Below are 22,979 nucleotides of genomic sequence, written 5' to 3'. Positions count from 1 at the left end.
GTGCTAAATTTAATAAAATATCAACTATTTTTATATAATTATTAACTTATCACAATTTGTGATTATTTTCAACATTTCTATACTAAAAAAAGGTATGTCAAAACTTACCTTTTGACATACCTTATAAAATTTCTTTAAACACACAAACTTAAAATAAACATTTAATTATCTTTTTTTTCATTTTCATTAAGTGAGCTGTGTTTCATTCCATAAAAGAAATAAAATGCTATTCCTATAAAAAGCCATACAATAAACGCTTCCCATGTTATTTTTTTCAATGTAGTCATAAGTGCTATACAACTTAATACAGTTATTATTGGCGTAAAAGGAACTCCTGGACATTTAAATTTTCTTTCCATATTGGGCATAGTCTTTCTAAGCACAATAACAGCTACAGAAACCATGGAAAAACTTATAAGTGTTCCTATACTTAAAAAATTAGTGATAATATCCAGTGGTAAAAGCCCAGCTATTATAGATGCTGTAATTCCAGTAAGTGCTGTAGCTACATAAGGTGTTTTATGCACTGGATGAATTTTACACATTATTTTAGGTAACAATCCATCTCTTGACATAGCCATAAATATTCTTATTTGACCATAAAGAACAGCTATTAAAGTTGATATCATGCCTAATATAGCACCAACTCCAACTAACGCAGATCCCCATCTTATTCCGATACTTGCAAGTGCTCCTGGAACTGCATTTTCAGGAATTATTTTACTATAAGGAACAATACCTGTTAAAACAAAAGCAACCGACACATACAAAAAACTCACAACTGCAAGACAAATTATTAATCCTCTAGAAACATCCCTGCCTGGATTTTCAGCTTCCTCAGCCGTAGTGGAAATAGCATCAAATCCTATATAGGAAAAGAATATTGTAGATGCTCCCGCAAACATTCCTTTAATTCCAAAAGGCGCAAAAGGCTTGTAGTTTGAAAAATTTATATGCGATACACCAAGTATTAAAAAAAGTAATATAACAGATATTTTAACAACAACAATTATATTATTAATATGAGAACTTTCCTTCATGCCATAATACAACATATATGTTAATAACAAAGTTATAAGAACAGCCGGCAAATCAACAATACCACCCTTACTTGGTGATGCTGTAATAGCCTTTGGAAGAGCTATTCCTATATTTTTTAATATTCCAATAAACGTTCCAGACCATCCTGAAGCAACAGCACTACAAGCAACAAGATATTCAGATGTAAGACACCAACCTATTATCATTGCTATAAACTCGCCAAAGGTTATGTATGCATATGAATATGTGCTTCCAGACACAGGAAACATGGTGGCCAGTTCAGAATAACACAAACCACAAAGACATGCCACTACAGCTGCTAAAAAAAATGAAACGATAATACTAGGTCCTGCCATATTGGCACCCGTACCTGTAGCAACAAATATTCCTACTCCAACAACTGCCCCTATTCCTAGCGCTGCTATGTCTTTAGTTTTAAGTGTTTTCTCAAGATTTGTTTTTTTCGCACTAATTAGCATATTTTCTAGCGATTTTCTTCTAAATATTTTCATCAATGTTCTCCTTAATTGTATAATAACAAGCCTTTCTATTATACGATTAATTAGTTATATATAAAAATTCAATTATAGCTTAATTTTCTACAAAATAATTTCATTATGCTCAAAAATATTCTATTTCTTTGTTATTTTATCAATTTTTTAGACTATAATTTAAAATTATCAAAATAATTTTATAGCCCGCTTTTTTTTGTAATTATCTAATATACTTGTTTTATATTCACTTTTTCCCAAAAATCAAGTCTTATTTTTGTGTATTTGCTAATTACATATAATGGATTATAGCTATCTTTTTACAATTATTCTCATAAATAATTAACTAACTACCTTTTTCATAAAATAAAAAAAGGATTATCCAGTAATTTTAGTTACTGAATAATCCTTAAATTTTTTACTTAATTAATATAATACTTTAAATTAAATAGCGAACATTAAAATAAATAATAAAGATATTACATATAGTGATTTTGGAATTTCTTTTGCTTTTCCATTAAATATCTTTATTACAACATATGATAAAAATCCAAGAGCAAGACCATCAGTAATAGAATATGTCAAAAGTATTAATACTAATGTTATAAATACAGGAAATGTTTCTGAGAAATCGGAAAAATCGACCTTATTTATAGGTTCCATCATTACAGCACCTAAAACTACAAGAACAGGACCTGTTGCAAAAGAAGGTATTGCTGTAAATACTGGTGATAAAAATATTGATACTAAAAACAATATTGCAACTGTAAGACCTGTAAGTCCTGTTTTTCCGCCTTCTGCTATACCTGAAGCAGATTCAACATATACAACTGGAGTTGAAGTACCGAGACAAGCTCCTATAGTTGATCCAACGGCATCAGCTGTTAAAACTCTATCGGCATTCTTAACATTTCCTTTTTCATCAAGGAAACCAGCCTTTGATGCTAAACCTATTAAAGTTCCTATACTATCAAAAATATCTATGAATAACATTGAAAGTATTACTGGAATTGTTCCAATAACCATAGCACTCTTAAAATCAAACTTTAAAAATACTGGTGCAACTGATTGCGGCATGTAATCTTTTAAATTTGCACTAGGTGCTTTAGCAAGTCCAAGTACTATACCTATAATATATATAGCAAACATTCCTATAACAAAAGATCCTTTTACATTTTTACTATAAAGAACTGCTATAAGCAAAACACCTAATACTGCAAGTAGTACTGTTGGAGTTTTAAGACTTGCAAGTGCAACTAAAGTTGACTTTGAAGCAACTATTATTCCTGCATCTTGAAGTCCTATAAATGTTATAAAGAAACCAACTCCTATACTAATAGCATATTTTAAGGTCTGTGGTACACTGTCAATAATAAGTTGTCTAACTTTGAATAAATTTAATGCTAAAAATATGATACCTTCAATAAATGATGCTGCTAGAGCTGTCTGCCAAGAGAATTTCATTGTAATACATATTGTATAAGTAAATAGTGCGTTAAGCCCCATACCTGGTGCCATTCCGAATGGATAATTGGCAGCAAATGCCATTATTATTGTTCCTATGAAGGATGCTAAAACTGTAGCTGTAAATACTGCTTTAATTGGCATTCCAGTTTGACTTAAAATTTGTGGGTTTACAACAAGTATATATGCCATAGTCATAAAAGTAGTGAATCCAGCTAAAATTTCTGTTCTAACGTTTGTGTGGTTTTCTGATAAGTGAAAAATCTTGTCTAACATAATTACCTCCTGAAAATTTCTTTAATATTTATAATAAGTAAAAATTATAAACTTTGCCGTTAAAAACTATATGTTATTCAAACTATGCAAATATATATAAGCATATAATACGTATGGCAAATAGAAGCATTACTTTGATAATATTACTAATATGTCCATTTATGGTAAACACAAATTGGGCATATCAGCAACATAAACAAAAGCTTACCTAAAGGTATTAATAGTAATAAAAATAAGCTCCATAATATTATGGAGCTTATAAATATAATAAAATACCTATAAACACCCATAGTCAGACAATTTACGGCAGTCTGGTAGAAACGCTTAGACCATATTTCCAAGTATATACGGGTAATCTGTTATTAAATTTCACTATAAATTTAGTACAAACTTATATTACACTAGTTTTTTATTAAAATCAACATATCTTTTAACTTTTTATTAACTTTTTTAATTTTTTTCATTAAACACTATAAATTTTTTTATATTTCATACGTAAATTAAATAACGTTATTATTAATTTTAACCAATATATGTAATATGCTATAATATTTTTATGGCTAGCATTTATTTACACATGCATCAAAGGGTTAATTTTGAAAACATTATGATACGTGTATAAATAAAATATTACAATTAACAGGAGTGAGCTATGTTGAAAAAAAGTAGAAATTACTATGCCTCAGCTGCACTATGCATAGCCGGCATATTTTTTTTATTTGCAAAAATAATATCTAAAAAAAATTTTTTAATTACAAATAAATTATACATTATTTCAGTAGTTTTTTTTATTATTGCAGCTTTATTTAGTTATCCAAAACCAAGTAAAAAATAATAATTTTATTTAAGAAGGGATGTTAACATGGAAAAGCTTAAATATCATCATGGTAATTTAAGAAATGATATGATACAAAACGGACTAAAACTTTTAACAAACAAAGGCTATGAGGAATTTTCACTAAGAAAAGTTGCTAAAATGTGTGGGGTAAGTCATACTACACCATATAAACATTTTAAAAATAAAGATGACTTAATTTGTGCAATAATATCCGAGGGAACAGAAAAATTCAAAAAATCACTTGAAAAAATATCATTAGAGCACACAACAGATTTTAAAGCTCAAGTCTTAGAATTAGGTAAAAAATATATAAAATTTATGGTTGAAAACCCTGACTACTTTAAATTACTTCTTATGGACAACCTATCCAATAAAGTTTTCATATGCAATCATAACCTTTTATGCATTAAAGGTGATTCCTTTGATTCTTTCAGAAAAAGTGCTTTAAATTATTTAAATTCTGTGAAAGGCTGCCGCAGTAATGAAGAATTAAACTTAAGTATTATATCTTTATGGAGCACTATACATGGACTAGCTATAATGCTGACAAATAAGACTCTTGTATATTCTGGAGATTACCTAGATTTAGTTGATAAAATTCTCAGTAGAAATTTATCTATAGAAGCTTAAACTATAATCTGCCTATACTCTAAAATAAAACTATAGCTTATATTTCATTTTTTAATGAATATACTGTTTTGCACTTATGAGCTGTAAAAATATTAAATTACTTTAGTTATGATTTCTAAATTGGCTTTTAACTTTATTTATTACTATACTTACATTTTTGAAAAATATTAACTTTAATTGTATAATAGTATTATTATTCAAATATAATGATTTTATTATATGTTTTATTTACTTAAAATGTTGTTATTTATTTTGTACCGTTTTAAGTAAACGTTACCACAAGCGAGAGGATGATTATTATGGCAAAAACAAAAAAAACATTAGGTATTAAATCAACTCTAGTTATATCTTTTGTAATTATTATGTTTATTACTATGTCTATTTTAAGTTTTATTATTTACGCAAAATCAAAAAAGGCACTCACAAATTTGGGTGAAGATGCACTGCGAAATCGAATAAACATGGCACTTACTGAAATGCAAGTACTTCAAAATCAAGTTGATAATAAAAAATTATCTCTTAAAAATGCTCAGGAGATCTTTCGCAATAAAATGCTCGGTTCTAAAAATTCAGACAATAAGACACGCCCTTTTAATAAAAAATTAGAGTTAAATATTAATGCTTATATGTACGCTATTGACAGTCATGGAGTAGAAACAATGCACCCTAAAAAAGAGGGAGAAAATATTTCTAACATGATTGATCCAAAAGGCAATAATATAGTAAAACTCATAATTGATGAAGGCAATAATCCCAAAAACAATGGAATGATTCATTTTTACTGGAAAAACCCAGGTGAAACTTCTATGAAACCTAAAACAAATGCAGTTGGATACTTTAAACCATGGAATTGGTATATTAATGTAGGTGCATATGACAGTGATTTCTATAAACCAGCTAATAGTATACTTAATATTATACTTATTACTGCCATATTTAACCTTATTATAGGTTCTATACTAATATATATAATTATATCAAAAAGAATAAATCCACTTAAAGACATGAAAAATGCTATAGAAAAAGCTTCTTCTGGCAACCTTAAAGAGAGAGCTTCTATAAAATACAATGATGAAATAGGTGATATAGCTAGTGCTTTTAACCTTATGCTTGATAAAGTTGAACATATGATTCTAGAAATAAAAGAATCTTCAAAAGAAATTCAAACTAAGTCTGAAAATTTAACCTCAACATCTGAAGAATTATCATCTTCAACTGAGGAAGTTGATCAAGCTATATCATTAGTTTCAAAGGGAGCATGTTCTCAAGTAACTAATTTAAGTGAGGTTTCTGAACTTTTAAATAAATTGAATCAAAATATGCAAATAATATATTCAAAACTAGGAAATGTAAAAAGTGAAGGCGACAATGCAAATTCTAAGGTTGTTCTTGGTAATAAAGAAATGAATAATTTATTTACTTCAATTGATAATACAAAAAATTCATTTAAATCAGTAGTAGAAAAAATTAATACTCTCAGCACTTCTATTAATGAAATAATTAATATAACAACGTTTATAAATGAAATTTCAGAAAACACAAACCTTTTAGCCCTAAATGCAGCGATAGAAGCTGCAAGAGCTGGAGAAGCTGGAAAAGGGTTCTCCGTTGTTTCTGAAAAAATACGTAATCTTGCAGAACAAACTCAAGGTTTAATAAGTAAAATAAACTCTTTGACTGATAACATAAGTACCAATGCAAATGAAGTTCTATCCACAACAAAAAACATGGAATCTTACTTTGAAAATCAATCATCTTCAGTAAAAAATGCAGCTGAATCTTTTACAAATATTTTGGAATCAATTGATAACATATTACCGCTAATTAAAAATTCATATGATTCCATGAATGAAATATCTTCTTCAAAGGATTTACTGGTTTCAAGGGTAAGCACATTAAATTCTCTAGCTTCTAAAAATTCAAAAACCTCTGAAGATGTTACACTTTCATCAAATAATCTTTCTAGTGCATCTCATATTGTTGCAGTAGATGCTCAAAACCTTAATATTATAGCAAATAATCTTCTTAAAACCGTAGACAACTTCAAAATTTCATAGTGCGAAGTAACAATATTTTGAAACATTAAATAAAATTAATAAATCTAAGGGTGATATTTAAAAAATTCTAAGAAATTTCAATAACTCACTAATGTTCAAACAAATTGAAATTTCTAAGCTTTTTTAAAATATCACCCTAAGATTTATACAATTTTTTTTAAACAGTTTTCAAAACACTGTTACTTCGCATAGAGGTAAAAACAATGAAAAAATCCCTCCGTACCTACGGAATTTTAAACATAAATATTTACCCAGACAAAGCCCTCACCTATTAAAAAGCAGAGCAAAGTTAATACCAAAAACTTGATGCTAGTATAATATTGTATACACGGAAGACCAACAGTTTTAATTAATTCTTTGGCATTATTTTCAAATACAAATTATCTATTCTTTAGCTTAATAACTGAAATTTCAGGTCTATTTAGAAATCTGAATCCAAAATCGCCTCTCCCAAGTCCCCTGCTTATAATCATCTTTTTACCATAAAGGTCATATTTACCGCTGCAGTACTTCGGGAAAAAATTATGCTCAGGTGAAAATACTCCTCCAATAAACGGAATTTTCACCATCCCTCCATGCATATGTCCACATAAAACAAGATCCGCTCCCCATGCAGCATATACCTTAAAAAACACTGGATTATGTATCAGTAGAATATTGTACTCATCATCTTCACATTTTCCCAGTCTATTTTCTACATCTTCCAGTTTAAGTTTTACCTTTCGAGAATCACTTTTTAATACATTTCTATAATATTTTAAATCAAACTTCATTCCATATAAATTTATTTTTTTTTCATTATATACTATTTCTTTTTTTCCATTTTCAATTATATTGACGTTGAATTTATTCAGCATACGAATCATATCATTATACATCTTCTCATTTGACCCTTGTAATTTTTGTTCATGATTTCCAACTATAAAATATATTTTATACTTATCATAAATTTCCTTAATCAACTCAAAAAATACACTATAGTCACCATCATCTTTTATCATATCACCTGTAATAACAATTATATTGGGGTTTATATCTTCAATTTTTCTTACTAATTTAATATTATGTTTTCCAAATTTTTTGCTATGAAGATCAGTTAACTGCAAAATTTTAAAATTATCAAATTCATGAGGAATCTTTTTAGACTTCATTTCATAATTAACAACTTCAAAAAAATTATTATCTATAAACAAGATTATACTTAAAATACACAAAATTATTATCCATACAATCATTAGTTTTCCTCCGCTTGCTCTTTACATTATTTTTAATAATTTTTCACTTTTACACTTATTTAGGAAATATCTCTATTTAATATCCTTAAATAATTGTTTTTTAGTATATCACATTAATACTTCTTTAATCAAACATAAAATACTGTATAAACTGAAGGTAAACACTAAAATTATTTTAATACATGTTTATCTTTTATACATACATTTTAGTAGAATTGTACATAATAATTTTATCATATGTTTATCCATTAAAATTCTAAATTGTGGAGGAAATTATAATGCAATCTTCAAATTTAACATCTTTTGAAACCCTCGAACTCAGAAAAATATTAGGTGATGAAATAAATACATATAAAAAAATAGGATCCATGGTAAAAATGACTACAGATGAAGACTTAAAGTCATTTCTAAAAAAAATGAAGGATACAGAAAAAAGCAATATTCAATCCATACAAAATTTCATGGGAAATCAATAACATTACTTGGAGGCACATTTATGAAAATATTAGAGAACTTAACCGGAACAGAAGGAGAAACATTTACTAATAAAGATATAGCTCAAGATTTTGCTAAAAACTTAGAAAATTCTACAATTTCTTTATCCATTGCTGCCTGTGAAACTACAAACCCTCAGTTAAGGCAAATATTGGATGCTCAACTTATTTCAGCTATAAATGAGCACCATGAACTTTCGGATATGATGATTAAAAAATCATGGTACAATGCGTATGATGAACCTATTGAACAACTAAAAAACAGTTTAATGGAATCAAAACGTTTGCTTCAATTTCAATCCAAATAAAAACACCAGTAAAAATGCTGGTGTTTTTGAGGAGGACAATATCTATATATCTTTATATAAATATTACCCAATAAATATGTACTGTATATTTACTTTATTAAAACAATTTGTTAATATTAATTTTTATTTTGTTTTATCTAACTGAAAATTGCTATTTAAAATTACATAATTTCACAAAATTGTAATGTTGCTTTTATAAATTTCATACTATATATAAAGCTAATTTTATGGAGGATTTTATGTATTACTATAATGAAAGTATATATACATGTGCAGACATAGATAAGGAAAACTGCAATTACTGTAAAAGTACCCAAATTCACAATAATTGCAATAACTGTAGCAGTGAGGATTTAATACATTTTTATTCTTGTCCTTTTATGAATTTTTTACCCATTATGTGCAATTGTTCTTCTAATAAATGTCAAAAAAGTTTTTATGATAATTTAATATCCCAACCAGAATTAAATGAAGATGAGACTAATTGCAGCACTTATAATGACTATAATTCTCAAGATTACAATACTACTGCTCGTTATTATAATGATACTTATGACAGAAATTATACACATAATAAATATAGGCATAAAAAAATGCAATGCCCATACTACTATGAATAATATATAAAGTATTATATGCAATTTATATATCTCAAGATAATAATCATTTTCTTGGGATATTCTTGTATTTAGAATTAACTATTTAAAATAGACTTTTCTCTATACACAAGAACTATACCTAAACATACTAAAATAAGAGCTATTAGATTTTTAATTTGAAGTATGTTCTCCTTTAAAAATATACCTGATAAAAGCACTCCAAATATTGGCACTAAGAAATTAAATACAGATATTATTCCAACTTTATTGTATTTAATAAGGGCTGTCCATAATGAAAATGCAATTGCTGAAAGAAGAGCAAGATATATTAAAAGCGAAACTGATTGTACATAAAATCCTGTTAAGCTTCCTCCTTTGATAAAACCTAAAGCTGCAAGAAAAGCACCTCCTAAAAAAAGCTGATATCCTGTTACAATCATAGAATCCAATTTTTGAGTTATTCTTTTTCCATATATACTGGAGGCAGATAGTACAAATGCAGCTACCATAATAAATCCTTCGCCAACAAAGGAAAATGAAAACTTTAGCATATCAGAATTAAAGTTTGCCACTATAACTCCTATAAAGCCTACCAAACAGCCTATAACCTTATTTAAGTTAAGTCTATCATTTTTGTATATAAAATGTGCAAGTATTATACTAAAAAAAGTCCCTGTACTATTCATTATAGAACCCTTCGTTCCTGTTGTATTTCCTAATCCAATATAAAAAAATACATATTGAAGTGAAGTTTGTGTAATTCCTAATATAATAATTTGAATTACATTCCTTTTATTAAAAATTTTCATATCTTTATGAAACATTATTGATATAATAATTACCATAATTCCTGCTAATGCAAATCTATATCCTGCAAATACAAATTCACTTGGCACATCATTTGATTTTATATTAAATAACTTATACCCTATTTTTACTGCTGGATAAGCACTTCCCCATAGAAAACAACATATAGTTGCAAATAGAACTACAAGTTTTTTGTTAGTAAAAAATTTTTTTGAATCCATTTATTAAACATCCCTTCACTATTATTAAGTTCTCCTGAAAAATTATAATTTTATAAAACAATTAAGTCAACAATTCTAATTTATTGAGATACATTTGTGCTGTAATATTATATTTTTATATGTTTAATCAATTTCACTAATATCTGCTTTATCATGGAAAACGTTTAAAACCTGTTACAATAAAACCTAACAGGTTTCATAATGCCTTAAAAGTATTTCATTTTAACAAAACATCTGTTAAATTAATGTTGTACAAAATAAATAAATTTCAACAGCAGCTGCAGAAAAATATTTTTTAAAAAATGTACAAAGCAACTTACAAAGTATAAATCATTTTAAGGGATATTAGAAGGGGGATAAAATATGAAAGAAAAAATATTAAATGGTATGCAAGTATTTGCAAGAGCAATCATTGTTCCCGTACTATTTTTACCAATAGTCGGTATAATAATTGCCTTATCTTCAATATTAACTAATCCTACAATTGTTGGACATAATGCTGTGCTTACAAACATTGGTGGATTTATTTCAAGCGGATTATGGCCCATAATGAATAATTTAGGCATTGTTCTCTGCGTAGGTATAGCAATGGGAATGGCAAAAGAAAAAAAAGCGGAAGCAGCATTAATATCACTACTTTCCTTTTTAACATTTCTTGGAGCAAATAATCAATGGTTAAAACTTACAGGAAAGCTTGTAAAATATAAAGTAACTTCAGAATTATACGGAACTGGTCAAACCGTTATACTTGGTTTCCAAGTAATAGACATGGGTGTATTTTTAGGAATAATTCTAGGAATTATTATAGCTCTTATCCACAATAAATTTTGTAACACTGAATTTCCTGGTGCATTTTCATTTTATGGAAACACTCGATTCGTATTTATAGTACTTGTACCAATACTTCTATCTCTTTCAATAATCTTAAGTTATGTTTGGCCTATTGTTGCACTTGGCATTAATAGTCTTACACACTTTATAAATATTTCAGGATATGTTGGAGTATTTATTTATGGATTCCTCAACAGAGTCCTCATTCCAACGGGACTCCATCATTTAATATGGACACCATTTTCTTACTCAAATATAGGTGGTTCCTTAACAATTGGTAGTAAAACATATTACGGTGCCTATAATATATTTTTAGCAGAATTGAGTAATCCATCTATAAAGCTGTTTGACCCATCCGCAAAGTATCTTCAATATGGAATGGTTAAGATGTTTGGATTAATAGGTGCCTCACTAGCTTTCTATAAAACTTCCAAACCAGAAAACAAGCAAAAAGTAAAAGCATTACTTATACCCGCTGCCGCTACTTCTTTTCTCGTTGGAATTACTGAACCACTTGAATTCACATTTTTATTTGTAGCTCCTGTTTTGTGGGTAATCTACTCTGTTTTTGATGGATTATTCCAGGCACTAGCCGTACTACTAGGGGCAAGATGTTATGCTGCTGGTGGAATGATAGATTTTCTAGCTTACAATCTTCCTGCAGGAATATCAAAAACAAGATACCCTATATTCATATTAGTAGGAATCATAGAAATTATTGCGTTCTATTTCCTCTTTACTTTCTTAATAAAAAAGATGAATTTAAAAACTCCAGGAAGAGAAGACAATACAGAAGAAGTAAAACTGCATACTAAAGCTGATTATAAAGCAAAAGCAGATAAATATACTAAAAATGATGATAATTTAGCTTCTACAATTGTTGATGCTTTAGGTGGTAAAAATAATATCGAAACTGTAAACAACTGTTTTTCAAGGCTTAGAGTAGATGTTAAAAATGTAAATATAATTGATGAAGAAACTTTAAAAAGTACTGGTGCTTCAGGTGTAATAAAAAATGGTAACAACATTCAAGTAATATATGGTCCTAAAGTAAGTAATATAAGAAACAAAGTAGATAAATATCTTAATAATTATAATTGCTAATACTCAGTTTTAAATAATATTTTTAAAACTTTTATAAAAAATATAAATGAAAGAAGGAATTATTATGAAAAAATTCTCAGTAACAATAGCTGGTGGAGGAAGCACATACACTGCTGGAATAGTACTAATGCTTCTTGATAACTTAGATAGATTTCCAATAAGAAAATTAAAACTTTATGATAATGATAAAGAAAGACAGGATATTGTGGCTAATGCATGCAAAGTAATCGTAAAAGAAAAAGCTCCAGAAATTAAATTTGAAGCAACAACTAATCCTAAAGAAGCTTTTACAGATATAGATTTTGTAATGGCTCACATTAGAGTTGGAAGACTTCCAATGCGTGAATTTGATGAAAAAATTCCACTAAAATATAATGTAGTAGGTCAAGAAACTTGCGGTCCTGGAGGAATAGCTTATGGTATGAGATCAATTAAAGGAGTTATTGAAATATTAGACTACATGGAAAAATATTCTCCAAATGCATGGATGCTTAACTACTCAAATCCAGCTGCAATAGTCGCTGAAGCAACTAGAAGATTACGACCTAATTCAAAGATATTGAATATATGTGATATGCCCGTTGGATTAGAAAATCGTATGGCTAAAATAATTGGTTTAAAGTCATTAAAAGACTTAGATGTAAGATATTACGGATTAAATCATTTTGGATGGTGGACTTCCGTAAAGGACAAAAATGGAAATGACTTAATGCCAAAATTAAAAAAACACATTGCAAAATACGGATATGTAGTAAATGAAGAAGAGCGTAAGAGCGATGAAGCTAGCTGGCTTGAAACCTTTGAAAAAGCTAAAGATGTATATGCACTTGATCCAGATACATTACCAAGCACTTACCTAAAATATTATTTATATCCTGATTTTGTAGTAGAACATTCAGATAAGAATTACACAAGAGCAAATGAGGTAATGGATGGCAGAGAAAAATTTGTATTTAGTGAATGTACAAAAATAGCAAAAGAAAATACAATGAAAAACACAAAACTTGAGGTTGATGAACATGCTTCATTTATAGTTGATTTAGCAAGAGCTATAGCATTTAACACAAAAGAAAGAATGCTTTTAATAGTTGAAAACAATGGTGCAATTGAAAATTTTGATAGTACTGCAATGGTAGAAATTCCATGCTTAGTAGGTAACAATGGACCTGAACCATTATCCATAGGAAAAATACCTCAATTTCAAAAAGGTTTAATGGAAGAACAAGTTTCAGTTGAAAAATTAGTTGTTGATGCTTGGGTAGAAAATTCATACTTAAAATTATGGCAAGCATTAACACTCTGTAAGATAGTGCCTAATGCAACTGTTGCAAAAAAAATTTTAGATGATTTAATTGAAGTTAACAAAGATTATTGGCCAGAATTAAAATAGCAATATAATACAAATAATGGACTGATTCTAAGCCAGTCCATTATTTGTGTTACTCTTGTATAGAAAAAATTTATTTAGTATACTTTATATAAGAGGTGAACTACATTATGGCTAAAACCGACATAAGTAAAATAGTATCTAAAAATCATCTTACTAAGTTAGAAGAGAAAATATTAATATATATTATAGATAACATAGAAATTGTTAAAAAAATAGGAGTAAGAGGTATCGCTAAAAAGCATTATACAAGCACTTCTACTATAATGAATTTATCTAAGAAATTAGGTTATTCTGGATTTTTAGATATGTACTATAATTTATTCTTTACGCTAAAAGAAAAAAATACTACAGATCTTAATTCTAAAAGCAGCAAATATTTTGGCGTTAATGTAGATGAATTACTATCTCTTATAAACTATAATGATATTACTAAATTTATCGATTTACTCACAGAAAATAAACATGAAATTATTTATACCTGTGGTCAAGGTTTTTCTATACCAATAATAGAGTATATAACGAAAAAATTAATTGTATCAGGTTTTAAGTGCATTTTATCAGATGCATATGAAAACTATGATGTAAATTCTCTCAATGCTAAAATAATAATTGCAGTTTCAAAATCTGGAGAAACCGATTTTGTTGTAAATGCTGGAAAACTTGCACAAAAAAACAAAATTAAGATAGTTTCTTTTACTGGTCAGACAAATAATACCTTGGCAAGTTTATCATACATTAATTTCAAAATACACGATATGCATGTTATGGATGATAGAAATAAACTTGCAAATTCATTTTATCCAAATGTACTTATGCTATTCGAACTATTTCTTAGTCAATATTTAAAAATAGAAACAACAAATACTCAAGAAGAATAGAACAAGTTAAATAATCAAGGAGGATTTTGAATGTTTGATAAACTTAAAAATATAATGTCAAATAATAAAAAGAAAAATAGTACTGAATTTCTAGTACCAGTGTCGGGTGAAATAATAAATTTAGACCACGTAGAGGATGAAGTTTTCTCTCAACGTATGATGGGCGATGGCTTTGCAATAGTGCCCTCAGATGGAAACGTATTCTCGCCCTTTGATGGTACTATAACAAGTATATTTCCAACTAAACATGCAATTTCAATAAAAAATAATGAAGGTATAGAAATTTTAATACATTTTGGGCTTGATACTGTTAATTTAAAAGGAGAGGGTTTTACTTCATACGTCTCAAATAACGACAAAGTTAAAGCTGGAGATATCTTATTAAGCGTTGACATAAAGTCAATAAAAGATAAAGTAAAATCCTTAGTTGTACCAATAATATTTTTAGATTTAAAAGAAAGAAAATTTACTTACGATAAAAAACAAGTAAATGCTAAAGATGCAAATATAGTATTTATAATATAATTTTTAATAGTGAGGAACCATTTATAGATTTTTATAAAAAAATGCATTGAGCAAAATGCGATTAAACTAATCTATCTCATTCACATAATAGGCTATTGATATAGTCACTAATTTAAAAAATCCCCAACTTTATATACACAAAAAAAGAACATACTAGGTTTGTTTACACAATCTAGTATGTTCTCAAAATATTATTAAACTAACAATTCATTAATTATCTAGTTTAAAATTACTATTAATACTATAATTATTTTTATGCCTGTTCAAGCGCTTGATTTAAATCCCAGATCAAGTCATCAACATCTTCAACACCAATTGAAAGTCTTATTAAATCTGGAGTTACACCAGCTGCTTTTTGCTCCTCTTCATTAAGCTCTGCATGTGTTGTACTTGAAGGATGTATTACAAGTGACTTTGCATCTGCAACATTAGCAAGAAGTGAGAATATTTTAACACTGTTTATAAACTTCTTACCTGCTTCAAGTCCTCCTTTTATTCCAAAAGTAAATATTGATCCTGCACCCTTAGGAAGATACTTTTTAGCTAAATCATGATATGGGCTATCTTTAAGTTCAGGATAATTTATCCATGCAACCTTTGGATGATTGCTTAAGAATTCAACTATTTTTCTCGTATTTTCTACATGTCTTTCTACTCTAAGTGAAAGTGATTCTAACCCCTGTAAGAAATAAAATGCGCTTTGTGGACTTAAAGTTGCTCCTGTATTTCTTAAAAGCTGTACCCTAGCTTTTGTAGCAAATGCAGTAGGTCCTAAATCCGCATAAACAAGTCCATTATAGCTCTTATCAGGTGTTGTAAAGTCAGGGAATTTTCCGCTTGCTCTCCAATCAAACTTACCACCATCAACTATAACTCCACCTAAAGTAGTTCCATGTCCACCAATAAACTTAGTTGCTGAATGTACAACTACATCTGCTCCGAAATCTATTGGTCTTATAAGATATGGTGTTCCGAAGGTATTATCTATAATTAATGGTATCTTATTTTCATGTGCTATTTTACTAACAGCCTCTATATCCAAAACATTTATTCTTGGGTTTCCTATAGTTTCTCCATAAATTGCTTTTGTTTTATCTGTTATCGCATTTTTTACAGCTTTAAGATCATCAGGATCTACAAACTTAACATTTATGCCTAATTTTCTTAGTGTAACATTAAATAATTCATAAGTTCCACCATATAATGTACTTGCTGCCACTACTTCATCTCCAGCACTTGCTACATTTAAAATTGCATATAATATTGCTGCAAGTCCAGATGCTGTTGCAAGTCCAGCTGTACCTCCCTCAAGAGCTGCTATTCTTTTTTCAAATACATCTGTTGTTGGATTCATTATTCTTGAATATACATTTCCAGGTTTCTTTAATTGAAATAAATCAGCCGCATCCTGTGCATCTTTAAATACATAAGATGTTGTTTGATAAATAGGAACTGCTCTTGCCCCAGTTGCTGGATCAGGTACCTGACCTGCATGTACTTGTAATGTGTTAAAACCAAATTTTCTTTCTTCACTCATTTTTAAAGTCCCCTTTTCAATAAAATAATTTTTTATTTCGAGTATTGTAATAAAAATATGTAAAAATAAATCCCCTTCTTGATAGAAGAGGATTTCAACTTTCCAAACTAATCCTCTTATCTCTCAAATAACTTTGCAGGAATTAACACCATGCATTCAAATGAAAAATGCTGGTTGTTGGGTTTCATAGGGCCAGTCCCTCCGCCTCTCTTGATAAGATTTCATAATAACTATATTTTGTTTTCATACTAATCATATATGAATTGTTTAATTTACTTATTGATTAAATTATATCATTTTATTTCCATGTGTCAATATCTTTTATTACAATAAATTAAATTTATTATAAAAATTCAAAATATTTTGTCCAAATAATATTGTTATAATTGATGACGCTGTAATAAATGGTACAAAAGGCATATAATCTATTTTATCCTTTATCTTAAATACTATCAATACTATTCCTACAATTCCGCCTGAAACAACTGCCATAAATAGCATTAGTAAGCCAAATTTACTTCCCATAAACAGTCCACATATTACAAACACCTCAGCATCGCCCATACCTACAGCAGGAAGTCTAATAAACATTTCAGTTATAATATTTATTAATATAATTAATCCTGTACTTATAATTACTGCAAACAAATATCCCATAACATCATTATTACCAACCGCATCTATTAAAACAAAAATAAATCCTGAAATTATCCCAGGTAATGTTGTGCATAAATACACATCAGTTGTATCAATATCTATAATTGAAATTACAATTAAGAGTGAAATAAATATTATAAATTTTAATGTTAATAATTGATATCCATACTTTAAATATATCGTAAAAAACATAAGTCCACTCAAAATTTCCATAAAAAAATACTGCGACGATATTTTTTCTCCACAGTATCTACATTTTCCTCTCAAAATGATATAACTGATTAAAGGTATCATATCATACCATTTAATTTTGTTTTTACAGTAATCACAATGAGATGATGGATATATAATAGACTCATCTTTAGGTATTCTAAGTATACATACATTAAAAAAACTTCCAAATAATGTGCCGACCAAAAACATCAATATAAGCATTATGCTATTTATTCTTATTCCTATACACCAACTCATAATATTTATTAATTTCTTTATTTAATATACAACTACTCAATATAACTGTTTGGTCAGTTAGCACACCATGTTTTTTTTCTATTTTATCATATAAATTATCTCTTAATTTATCTATATTATTTGATAAATATTGTAATTTTTTCATAATAAACACCTCTAATGTTATTATTTACATTTTGGCGTTTATTATTCATTATCATTGAGGTAATTAGTATTTTAAAACATTAAATAAATCTTATAAGTCTGAGTCCAAAATTATAAAATTTCTAAGTCTCTTTATAATGTTAGGCAATACTTATTGAATTTTATTTAAAACTTTTTCAGAATTGCATATGTTACTCAAGCATTTCTCTAACTACTCTACTTACTATTGTTCTAGGCAAAATGACTGGCTTTCCTGTTATTTCTCTAATCAAATTCTTCATTTTTAAATTGTACCCTATACAATCAAGCACTATCACATCTACATCTTTTTCTTTAAGTTCAATTGAAGCTTTTGTAAGCTTTTCTATATTGTCATAAGGTGAACCTGATACAACCTCTATCTTCTTGCCACTTTCAGACCACTTATCATAAGATTGTCTTTTTTGCTTTTCAAGAGGTACGAATACCCCTATCTTTTCATTAACTGCAAGTTCTGGAACTAAGGAATACAAAAGTCTTTGAGGATACAGTAATAATTTATTTGACTTAAATGCATTAGGAAACGCACCTGTACATATAAACACTATAATTTCTGCTCCTGCCTCTTCAAGATACTCAATACAATTTTGAAGCCTCGGTATTATGTGTTTTTCAGCAAATGAAGCTGAGGTTCCATCATTTAATCTTGAAACTAACACATAGTCACCTTCTTCAGGTTTAAATTCATTAATTTCTTCCTTGCTTAAACCATCTAAAGCTCCTATCTCTATTACTTCTATTTCTTCTCCAAGTACCATTTTCATTTCAGGTATAACATCAATTCTAGGAGATTGCCCTACTGTTATAGCACCAACTTTTTTCATTACTTATCACCACCATATAGATGACAGGCTGTGCAGTGACCATTTTCCACTTCAACATACTCTGGTATCTCTCTTCTGCAAATATCCATTGCCTTATTACATCTAGTATTAAAAACACACCCTGTAGGTGGATTCAGAGGACTCGGTAAATCCCCTTCAAGTAGATCCTTCTTTTTAATAATCCTTGGGCTTGAAGCAGGTATTGCAGATAACAGTGCTTTTGTATACGGATGATGTGGATTATTATATACTTGATTATAATCTCCTATCTCCATAATTTTTCCAAGGTACATTACAATTATCCTATCGCTTATATGCTTTACAACACTTAAATCATGAGCTATAAATATATAAGTTAATCCCAAATCCTTCTGAAGTTTTTTAAGCAAATTTATTATCTGTGCCTGTATAGACACATCAAGAGCAGATACTGGTTCATCACACACAACAATATCTGGACTTAATACAAGGGCTCTAGCTATATTTATTCTCTGCCTTTGACCTCCACTAAATTCATGTGGATACCTAAGTCCATGATATTCTTGAAGTCCAACCTGCTTTAAAAGATCACTTACTCTTTTCTTTCTCTCTTCTTTATCTGTTATGCCATAAACAATCATTGGTTCCTCAATTATTTTATAGATTATTTGTCTTGGATCTAATGATGCATATGGATCTTGGAAGACCATCTGTATATTTTTTCTCATTTCTTTTATTTCATTTTTAGAAACCTTTTTCCCCTTAAAAATAACATCGCCACTTGTTGGATTTATAAGATGCATTATAAGTTTTCCTGTTGTAGATTTTCCACATCCACTTTCTCCAACTATTCCTAATGTTTCACCCTTATACACCTCAAAACTAACGCCATCCACCGCTTTAATGTATTTCCTTTCCTTAGAAAAAAGCGATTTATTTTTAACTGGAAAATACTTTTTAAGATTTTCAATTTTTAATACTATCTCTTTTTCAGCCATTATACATCACTTCTTTCAAGAAAATTTTCTTTATTTTGAAAATGACAGGCCACAAAATGATCCTCTTCAATTTCAACAAAATCTGGTTTTTTATTAAAACAAATATCCTTTGCATACTTACATCTAGGTGCAAAATTGCACATATGTTTAGGATTTGTTAAATCTGGAGGCATTCCTTCGATTGGCACTAACTCATCTTTATCATCCTCTAAATTAGGTTGCGATGACATAAGTCCCCAAGTATATGGATGCTTTGAATTCTCGAAAAGTGTAAATATATCTGCATATTCCACACAATTTCCCGCATACATAACCATAACGTTTTTACATGTTTCTGCTACAACTCCAAGGTCATGAGTTATCATCATAATAGACATGCCATACTCTTTCTGTAAACCTTTCATAAGTTCTAATATTTGAGCTTGAACAGTTACATCAAGAGCTGTAGTAGGCTCGTCCGCTATTAGTAAAGTCGGATTACATGCCAGAGCCATAGCTATCATAACTCTCTGTCTCATTCCACCACTAAATTCATGTGGGTACTGCTTTGCCCTTTTTTCCGGTTCAGGAATACGAACTTTTCTTAGCATTTCTACAGCCTTATTAAAAGCTTCTTTTTTATTAAGTTTTTTATGAAATCTTATTCCTTCTGCAATTTGATCCCCAACAGTAAAACATGGATTTAAAGCTGTCATAGGATCTTGAAATATCATCGAAATTTGATTTCCACGTATCTTACTCATTTCTTTTTGAGATAATTTTAATATATCAATATCATTAAACTGTACACTGCCCTCTTCTATTTTACCAGGTGGCATTATAAGCCTCATTATTGACATAGAAGTTATACTCTTCCCTGAGCCAGACTCACCTACTATTCCCAGTGTTTCTCCCTTTTTTATATTAAAGCTAACTCCATCTACAGCTTTTACTTTTCCAGCAGAAGTATAAAAACTCGTATGTAGATTTTCTACACTCAGAACAATATTTTGCTTCATGATATCACCCCTGAAATTTATTCTGCTTTTCCCGCAGTTTGAAGGTGCTTCATACTTCCATACAATTTTTCTAATCTTTTAAATTCTTCTTCACTATAAAATTCACATTTTCCGCAGCCATAATATTTTGCAACCTCCACTGCAAAATCAGCAGCACCTGAGATATCTTCTATATGACTTGCTCCAGAAGCACAACCTGCTACCAAAGTTTGTGTTGTTATTGCAACTCCAACTACAGGAGCATCTGTTGCAACAGCAGGTTGTAATATACTATTCACATGTGTAACATCATTACCATACGGTGTTATGTCCTGCACCGCAAGAGGAAGTACCACTGCACTTTTTCCACTTGTTTTTTCAAGAGTATCTATTAAATCATATGAAACTTTTAAAATATATCCTGATTTAACTGTTGGGGTTATTGTAATCCCCTTATAATTAACAAGTCTATTTCCCTTAGTGGTATCTATTGATAAAATAGCATCACAAGTTTTATCAACCTCATATTCATTCATAGTTGCTATATCCACAGGCGAATCCATAAAAGGAACAGGATCATGTGGAAGAGTTGGTGCATTAGGACAAACATGAGTTGTTACAATAACATCGCCTAAAAGCACATCTCCCTTTATGTTCATAGTACCTATTTTTAGTGCTGTTGTAAGCGCTGAAGCCGCTCCATCACCATCTGATACAAATCCTATAACCTCAGGTCTTGCTCCTATTCCTCCAAGCCTTCCTATAACTCCTAAAGTAGGAGCCTTTCCTCCATTTATCTTACCGTTTTTGCCGGGTATTATTACTTTTACAAAATCCGTATATCCTCTTTTTCCATGTACTCTTTTTACTTCAACATTTTCAATGCCAACTTCTTTAAAAAACTCAGCAACTTTTTCTCCATTAATTCCTGGATCATCCAATAATTCATATATATCAATAGCTTGTTTAAATGCCATTATTATCACTCCTTAAACATCAAATTGTTCTTTTGCTGTCTTTAAACTTTTTTCATCATAAAACAAATCTACACCTGTCATAGCCATTACTTTAGCTGCTATGCCAATTGCACTATCACCTTTTTTAGAGCTTGCAGCATTAGCAAATTCTACTGTATGTGTTGCAAGGCCTTCTCCTATCCCAATATAAGATTGTATTGCAGGTATTTTATGCGTTACATTCCCAACATCTGTTGAACCTAAACCCTGATCTAAAGTTCTAGGAATCGTATATTCACCAACCTTGTCAAAATTGTTCTGTACCAAATTAACTATAACTTTACTATTCTTTACTTCTTTACATGACATCCCTTGTTTCTTTTTCTCAAATGTGGTACCCGTTGCAATTGCTGCTCCCTGAGCACATTTATTAACTCTATCTATAAGCTCTTCTAAATATTCACTGTTTAAAGCTCTTATACTAAAAACTGCCTTTGAAATCTCTGGAATTATATTGGGAGCCACACCACCATCTGTAATTATTCCATGTATCCTAGCATAATCTTTTACATGAAGTCTTAGTGCATTTATAGAATTAAAAAACTCTATAATACCACTTAAAGCACTTACTCCAACTTCCGGAAATGCTGCTGCATGAGCAGATTTGCCATAAAAAGTATACTCAATTTCCTGGCATGCATAAGATATATCGTCAGCCATAGAATAGTCAGATGGATGCATAAGCATAGCTGCATCTACCGCATCAAATGCTCCTCTTTCTACAAGAAGCACTTTACCTCCCCCACCTTCTTCCGCTGGAGTCCCTATTACTTTAATAGTACCTTTTCCCTCATCTAACACTTTACTTAATCCAATTGCTGCTCCAATGGCTGAAGTACATATTATATTATGTCCACATCCATGTCCAATTCCTGGGAGTGCATCAAATTCAGCCATAAATGCAATTACAGGCTTTCCACTTCCATAGGTTGCAGTAAATGCTGTATCTATATCACATATTCCTTTTTCAATTTCAAAACCATTTTCCTTAAGCTTTGAAGTTAATTTTTCTACAGCTTTAAATTCACAAAATCCTAGTTCTGGATTCTCAAATATGTAATGAGAAATGTCTATCAATTCATCATTTATATCATCAATCTTCTTTATAACTTCTTCTTTAATTAAATCTATATTCATAAAACTTCCTC

The 22,979-nt window shown here is 29.3% G+C and carries 21 protein-coding genes and 2 riboswitches; of the genes, 9 read left to right on the top strand and 12 right to left on the bottom strand.

Features of this window, described 5'->3' with window-relative positions:
- Positions 1–161: 161 nt before the first annotated feature.
- Together BEE63_RS14995 and BEE63_RS14990 are read right to left on the bottom strand one after the other, a co-directional pair.
- A complete protein-coding gene (locus tag BEE63_RS14995; RefSeq protein ID WP_066022161.1) occupies positions 162–1,553 on the bottom strand; it encodes an amino acid permease in 1,392 nt (463 codons plus the stop codon).
- 423 nt (positions 1,554–1,976) lie between these two features.
- Positions 1,977–3,272 carry an NCS2 family permease gene (locus BEE63_RS14990; protein WP_066022160.1) on the bottom strand — a complete coding sequence of 432 codons (1,296 nt, stop codon included), beginning with the start codon at positions 3,270–3,272 and terminating at the stop codon, positions 1,977–1,979.
- A gap of 269 nt (positions 3,273–3,541) precedes the next feature.
- Positions 3,542–3,643: riboswitch (purine riboswitch) on the bottom strand.
- A 491-nt stretch (positions 3,644–4,134) separates the two neighbouring features.
- Here BEE63_RS14990 and BEE63_RS14980 point away from each other — a divergent pair.
- Positions 4,135–4,740 (top strand): TetR/AcrR family transcriptional regulator, encoded by a 606-nt coding sequence (locus BEE63_RS14980; RefSeq protein ID WP_066022159.1) that lies wholly within the window; start codon positions 4,135–4,137, stop codon positions 4,738–4,740.
- A gap of 299 nt (positions 4,741–5,039) precedes the next feature.
- A complete protein-coding gene (locus BEE63_RS14975; protein ID WP_242874806.1) occupies positions 5,040–6,797 on the top strand; it encodes a methyl-accepting chemotaxis protein in 1,758 nt (585 codons plus the stop codon).
- Positions 6,798–7,177: 380 nt separating this feature from the next.
- Here BEE63_RS14975 and BEE63_RS14970 read toward each other — a convergent pair whose 3' ends face one another.
- Positions 7,178–8,032, bottom strand: a complete 855-nt coding sequence (locus BEE63_RS14970) for a metallophosphoesterase (protein ID WP_066022157.1) — start codon at positions 8,030–8,032, stop codon at positions 7,178–7,180.
- A gap of 278 nt (positions 8,033–8,310) precedes the next feature.
- Between BEE63_RS14970 and BEE63_RS14965 the strand changes: the two genes are divergently transcribed.
- The 3 genes from BEE63_RS14965 to BEE63_RS14955 all read left to right on the top strand — a co-directional run bounded on the left by BEE63_RS14965 (position 8,311) and on the right by BEE63_RS14955 (position 9,454).
- Complete coding sequence (locus tag BEE63_RS14965; RefSeq protein WP_066022156.1) at positions 8,311–8,508, top strand: hypothetical protein; 198 nt, start codon at positions 8,311–8,313, stop codon at positions 8,506–8,508.
- A gap of 20 nt (positions 8,509–8,528) precedes the next feature.
- A complete protein-coding gene (locus BEE63_RS14960; RefSeq protein WP_066022155.1) occupies positions 8,529–8,834 on the top strand; it encodes a spore coat protein in 306 nt (101 codons plus the stop codon).
- 239 nt (positions 8,835–9,073) lie between these two features.
- Complete coding sequence (locus BEE63_RS14955; protein WP_066022154.1) at positions 9,074–9,454, top strand: hypothetical protein; 381 nt, start codon at positions 9,074–9,076, stop codon at positions 9,452–9,454.
- Between the two features lie 74 nt (positions 9,455–9,528).
- Here BEE63_RS14955 and BEE63_RS14950 read toward each other — a convergent pair whose 3' ends face one another.
- Positions 9,529–10,461, bottom strand: coding sequence for a DMT family transporter (locus BEE63_RS14950; RefSeq protein WP_066022153.1), 933 nt, complete (start codon positions 10,459–10,461; stop codon positions 9,529–9,531).
- A 363-nt stretch (positions 10,462–10,824) separates the two neighbouring features.
- On the opposite strand from BEE63_RS14950, the gene BEE63_RS14945 reads away from it, so the two are divergent.
- The 4 genes from BEE63_RS14945 to BEE63_RS14930 all read left to right on the top strand — a co-directional run bounded on the left by BEE63_RS14945 (position 10,825) and on the right by BEE63_RS14930 (position 15,189).
- Positions 10,825–12,396 (top strand): PTS transporter subunit EIIC, encoded by a 1,572-nt coding sequence (locus BEE63_RS14945; protein WP_066022152.1) that lies wholly within the window; start codon positions 10,825–10,827, stop codon positions 12,394–12,396.
- A gap of 64 nt (positions 12,397–12,460) precedes the next feature.
- Positions 12,461–13,786 (top strand): 6-phospho-alpha-glucosidase, encoded by a 1,326-nt coding sequence (locus tag BEE63_RS14940; protein ID WP_066022151.1) that lies wholly within the window; start codon positions 12,461–12,463, stop codon positions 13,784–13,786.
- A 107-nt stretch (positions 13,787–13,893) separates the two neighbouring features.
- The gene (locus BEE63_RS14935) at positions 13,894–14,664 is read left to right on the top strand and encodes a MurR/RpiR family transcriptional regulator (protein WP_066022150.1); all 771 of its coding nucleotides are present in this window, start codon (positions 13,894–13,896) and stop codon (positions 14,662–14,664) included.
- A 30-nt stretch (positions 14,665–14,694) separates the two neighbouring features.
- Positions 14,695–15,189: a PTS sugar transporter subunit IIA gene (locus tag BEE63_RS14930; protein ID WP_066022149.1), complete on the top strand. Its 495-nt coding sequence runs from the start codon at positions 14,695–14,697 to the stop codon at positions 15,187–15,189.
- Between the two features lie 253 nt (positions 15,190–15,442).
- On the opposite strand, the gene BEE63_RS14925 is transcribed toward BEE63_RS14930, so the two are convergent.
- The 8 genes from BEE63_RS14925 to BEE63_RS14895 form a co-directional block, all read right to left on the bottom strand.
- The gene (locus tag BEE63_RS14925; RefSeq protein ID WP_066022148.1) at positions 15,443–16,726 is read right to left on the bottom strand and encodes an O-acetylhomoserine aminocarboxypropyltransferase/cysteine synthase family protein; all 1,284 of its coding nucleotides are present in this window, start codon (positions 16,724–16,726) and stop codon (positions 15,443–15,445) included.
- Positions 16,727–16,839: 113 nt separating this feature from the next.
- Positions 16,840–16,946: riboswitch (SAM riboswitch) on the bottom strand.
- A gap of 104 nt (positions 16,947–17,050) precedes the next feature.
- Positions 17,051–17,854: a prepilin peptidase gene (locus BEE63_RS14920; protein ID WP_242874804.1), complete on the bottom strand. Its 804-nt coding sequence runs from the start codon at positions 17,852–17,854 to the stop codon at positions 17,051–17,053.
- Entirely contained in the window at positions 17,823–17,999 is a 177-nt protein-coding gene (locus BEE63_RS21260) for a Spo0E family sporulation regulatory protein-aspartic acid phosphatase (protein WP_081312563.1), read from the bottom strand. The genes BEE63_RS14920 and BEE63_RS21260 overlap by 32 nt, the downstream gene beginning before the upstream one ends.
- Before the next feature lie 190 nt (positions 18,000–18,189).
- Positions 18,190–18,861, bottom strand: a complete 672-nt coding sequence (locus tag BEE63_RS14915) for an AroM family protein (protein ID WP_066022147.1) — start codon at positions 18,859–18,861, stop codon at positions 18,190–18,192.
- Entirely contained in the window at positions 18,861–19,838 is a 978-nt protein-coding gene (locus BEE63_RS14910) for an ABC transporter ATP-binding protein (RefSeq protein ID WP_066022146.1), read from the bottom strand. Before BEE63_RS14910 ends, BEE63_RS14915 begins: the two co-directional genes overlap by 1 nt.
- Positions 19,838–20,836, bottom strand: coding sequence for an ABC transporter ATP-binding protein (locus BEE63_RS14905; protein ID WP_066022145.1), 999 nt, complete (start codon positions 20,834–20,836; stop codon positions 19,838–19,840). Before BEE63_RS14905 ends, BEE63_RS14910 begins: the two co-directional genes overlap by 1 nt.
- 17 nt (positions 20,837–20,853) lie before the next feature.
- Positions 20,854–21,792 carry a DUF1177 domain-containing protein gene (locus BEE63_RS14900; RefSeq protein WP_066022144.1) on the bottom strand — a complete coding sequence of 313 codons (939 nt, stop codon included), beginning with the start codon at positions 21,790–21,792 and terminating at the stop codon, positions 20,854–20,856.
- A 12-nt stretch (positions 21,793–21,804) separates the two neighbouring features.
- A complete protein-coding gene (locus BEE63_RS14895; protein ID WP_081312562.1) occupies positions 21,805–22,968 on the bottom strand; it encodes a M20 family metallopeptidase in 1,164 nt (387 codons plus the stop codon).
- Between the last annotated feature and the right edge of the window lie 11 nt (positions 22,969–22,979).

The organism is Clostridium pasteurianum (genome assembly GCF_001705235.1).
GTDB lineage: Bacteria > Bacillota > Clostridia > Clostridiales > Clostridiaceae > Clostridium_S > Clostridium_S pasteurianum_A.
This window is presented reverse-complemented; position numbering and strand designations above follow the sequence as displayed.

What these genes read in the sequence shown, in the direction of transcription:
- BEE63_RS14995 (WP_066022161.1), bottom strand. Translation starts at nt 1,553, where the DNA reads ATGAAAATATTTAGAAGAAAATCGCTAGAAAATATGCTAATTAGTGCG.
- BEE63_RS14925 (WP_066022148.1), bottom strand. Translation starts at nt 16,726, where the DNA reads ATGAGTGAAGAAAGAAAATTTGGTTTTAACACATTACAAGTACATGCA.
- BEE63_RS14945 (WP_066022152.1), top strand. Translation starts at nt 10,825, where the DNA reads ATGAAAGAAAAAATATTAAATGGTATGCAAGTATTTGCAAGAGCAATC.
- BEE63_RS14920 (WP_242874804.1), bottom strand. Translation starts at nt 17,854, where the DNA reads ATGAGTTGGTGTATAGGAATAAGAATAAATAGCATAATGCTTATATTG.
- BEE63_RS14910 (WP_066022146.1), bottom strand. Translation starts at nt 19,838, where the DNA reads ATGGCTGAAAAAGAGATAGTATTAAAAATTGAAAATCTTAAAAAGTAT.
- BEE63_RS14955 (WP_066022154.1), top strand. Translation starts at nt 9,074, where the DNA reads ATGTATTACTATAATGAAAGTATATATACATGTGCAGACATAGATAAG.
- BEE63_RS14965 (WP_066022156.1), top strand. Translation starts at nt 8,311, where the DNA reads ATGCAATCTTCAAATTTAACATCTTTTGAAACCCTCGAACTCAGAAAA.
- BEE63_RS14940 (WP_066022151.1), top strand. Translation starts at nt 12,461, where the DNA reads ATGAAAAAATTCTCAGTAACAATAGCTGGTGGAGGAAGCACATACACT.
- BEE63_RS14930 (WP_066022149.1), top strand. Translation starts at nt 14,695, where the DNA reads ATGTTTGATAAACTTAAAAATATAATGTCAAATAATAAAAAGAAAAAT.
- BEE63_RS14990 (WP_066022160.1), bottom strand. Translation starts at nt 3,272, where the DNA reads ATGTTAGACAAGATTTTTCACTTATCAGAAAACCACACAAACGTTAGA.
- BEE63_RS14905 (WP_066022145.1), bottom strand. Translation starts at nt 20,836, where the DNA reads ATGAAGCAAAATATTGTTCTGAGTGTAGAAAATCTACATACGAGTTTT.
- BEE63_RS14895 (WP_081312562.1), bottom strand. Translation starts at nt 22,968, where the DNA reads ATGAATATAGATTTAATTAAAGAAGAAGTTATAAAGAAGATTGATGAT.
- BEE63_RS14960 (WP_066022155.1), top strand. Translation starts at nt 8,529, where the DNA reads ATGAAAATATTAGAGAACTTAACCGGAACAGAAGGAGAAACATTTACT.
- BEE63_RS14915 (WP_066022147.1), bottom strand. Translation starts at nt 18,861, where the DNA reads ATGAAAAAAGTTGGTGCTATAACAGTAGGGCAATCTCCTAGAATTGAT.
- BEE63_RS21260 (WP_081312563.1), bottom strand. Translation starts at nt 17,999, where the DNA reads ATGAAAAAATTACAATATTTATCAAATAATATAGATAAATTAAGAGAT.
- BEE63_RS14970 (WP_066022157.1), bottom strand. Translation starts at nt 8,032, where the DNA reads ATGATTGTATGGATAATAATTTTGTGTATTTTAAGTATAATCTTGTTT.
- BEE63_RS14975 (WP_242874806.1), top strand. Translation starts at nt 5,040, where the DNA reads ATGGCAAAAACAAAAAAAACATTAGGTATTAAATCAACTCTAGTTATA.
- BEE63_RS14980 (WP_066022159.1), top strand. Translation starts at nt 4,135, where the DNA reads ATGGAAAAGCTTAAATATCATCATGGTAATTTAAGAAATGATATGATA.
- BEE63_RS14950 (WP_066022153.1), bottom strand. Translation starts at nt 10,461, where the DNA reads ATGGATTCAAAAAAATTTTTTACTAACAAAAAACTTGTAGTTCTATTT.
- BEE63_RS14900 (WP_066022144.1), bottom strand. Translation starts at nt 21,792, where the DNA reads ATGGCATTTAAACAAGCTATTGATATATATGAATTATTGGATGATCCA.
- BEE63_RS14935 (WP_066022150.1), top strand. Translation starts at nt 13,894, where the DNA reads ATGGCTAAAACCGACATAAGTAAAATAGTATCTAAAAATCATCTTACT.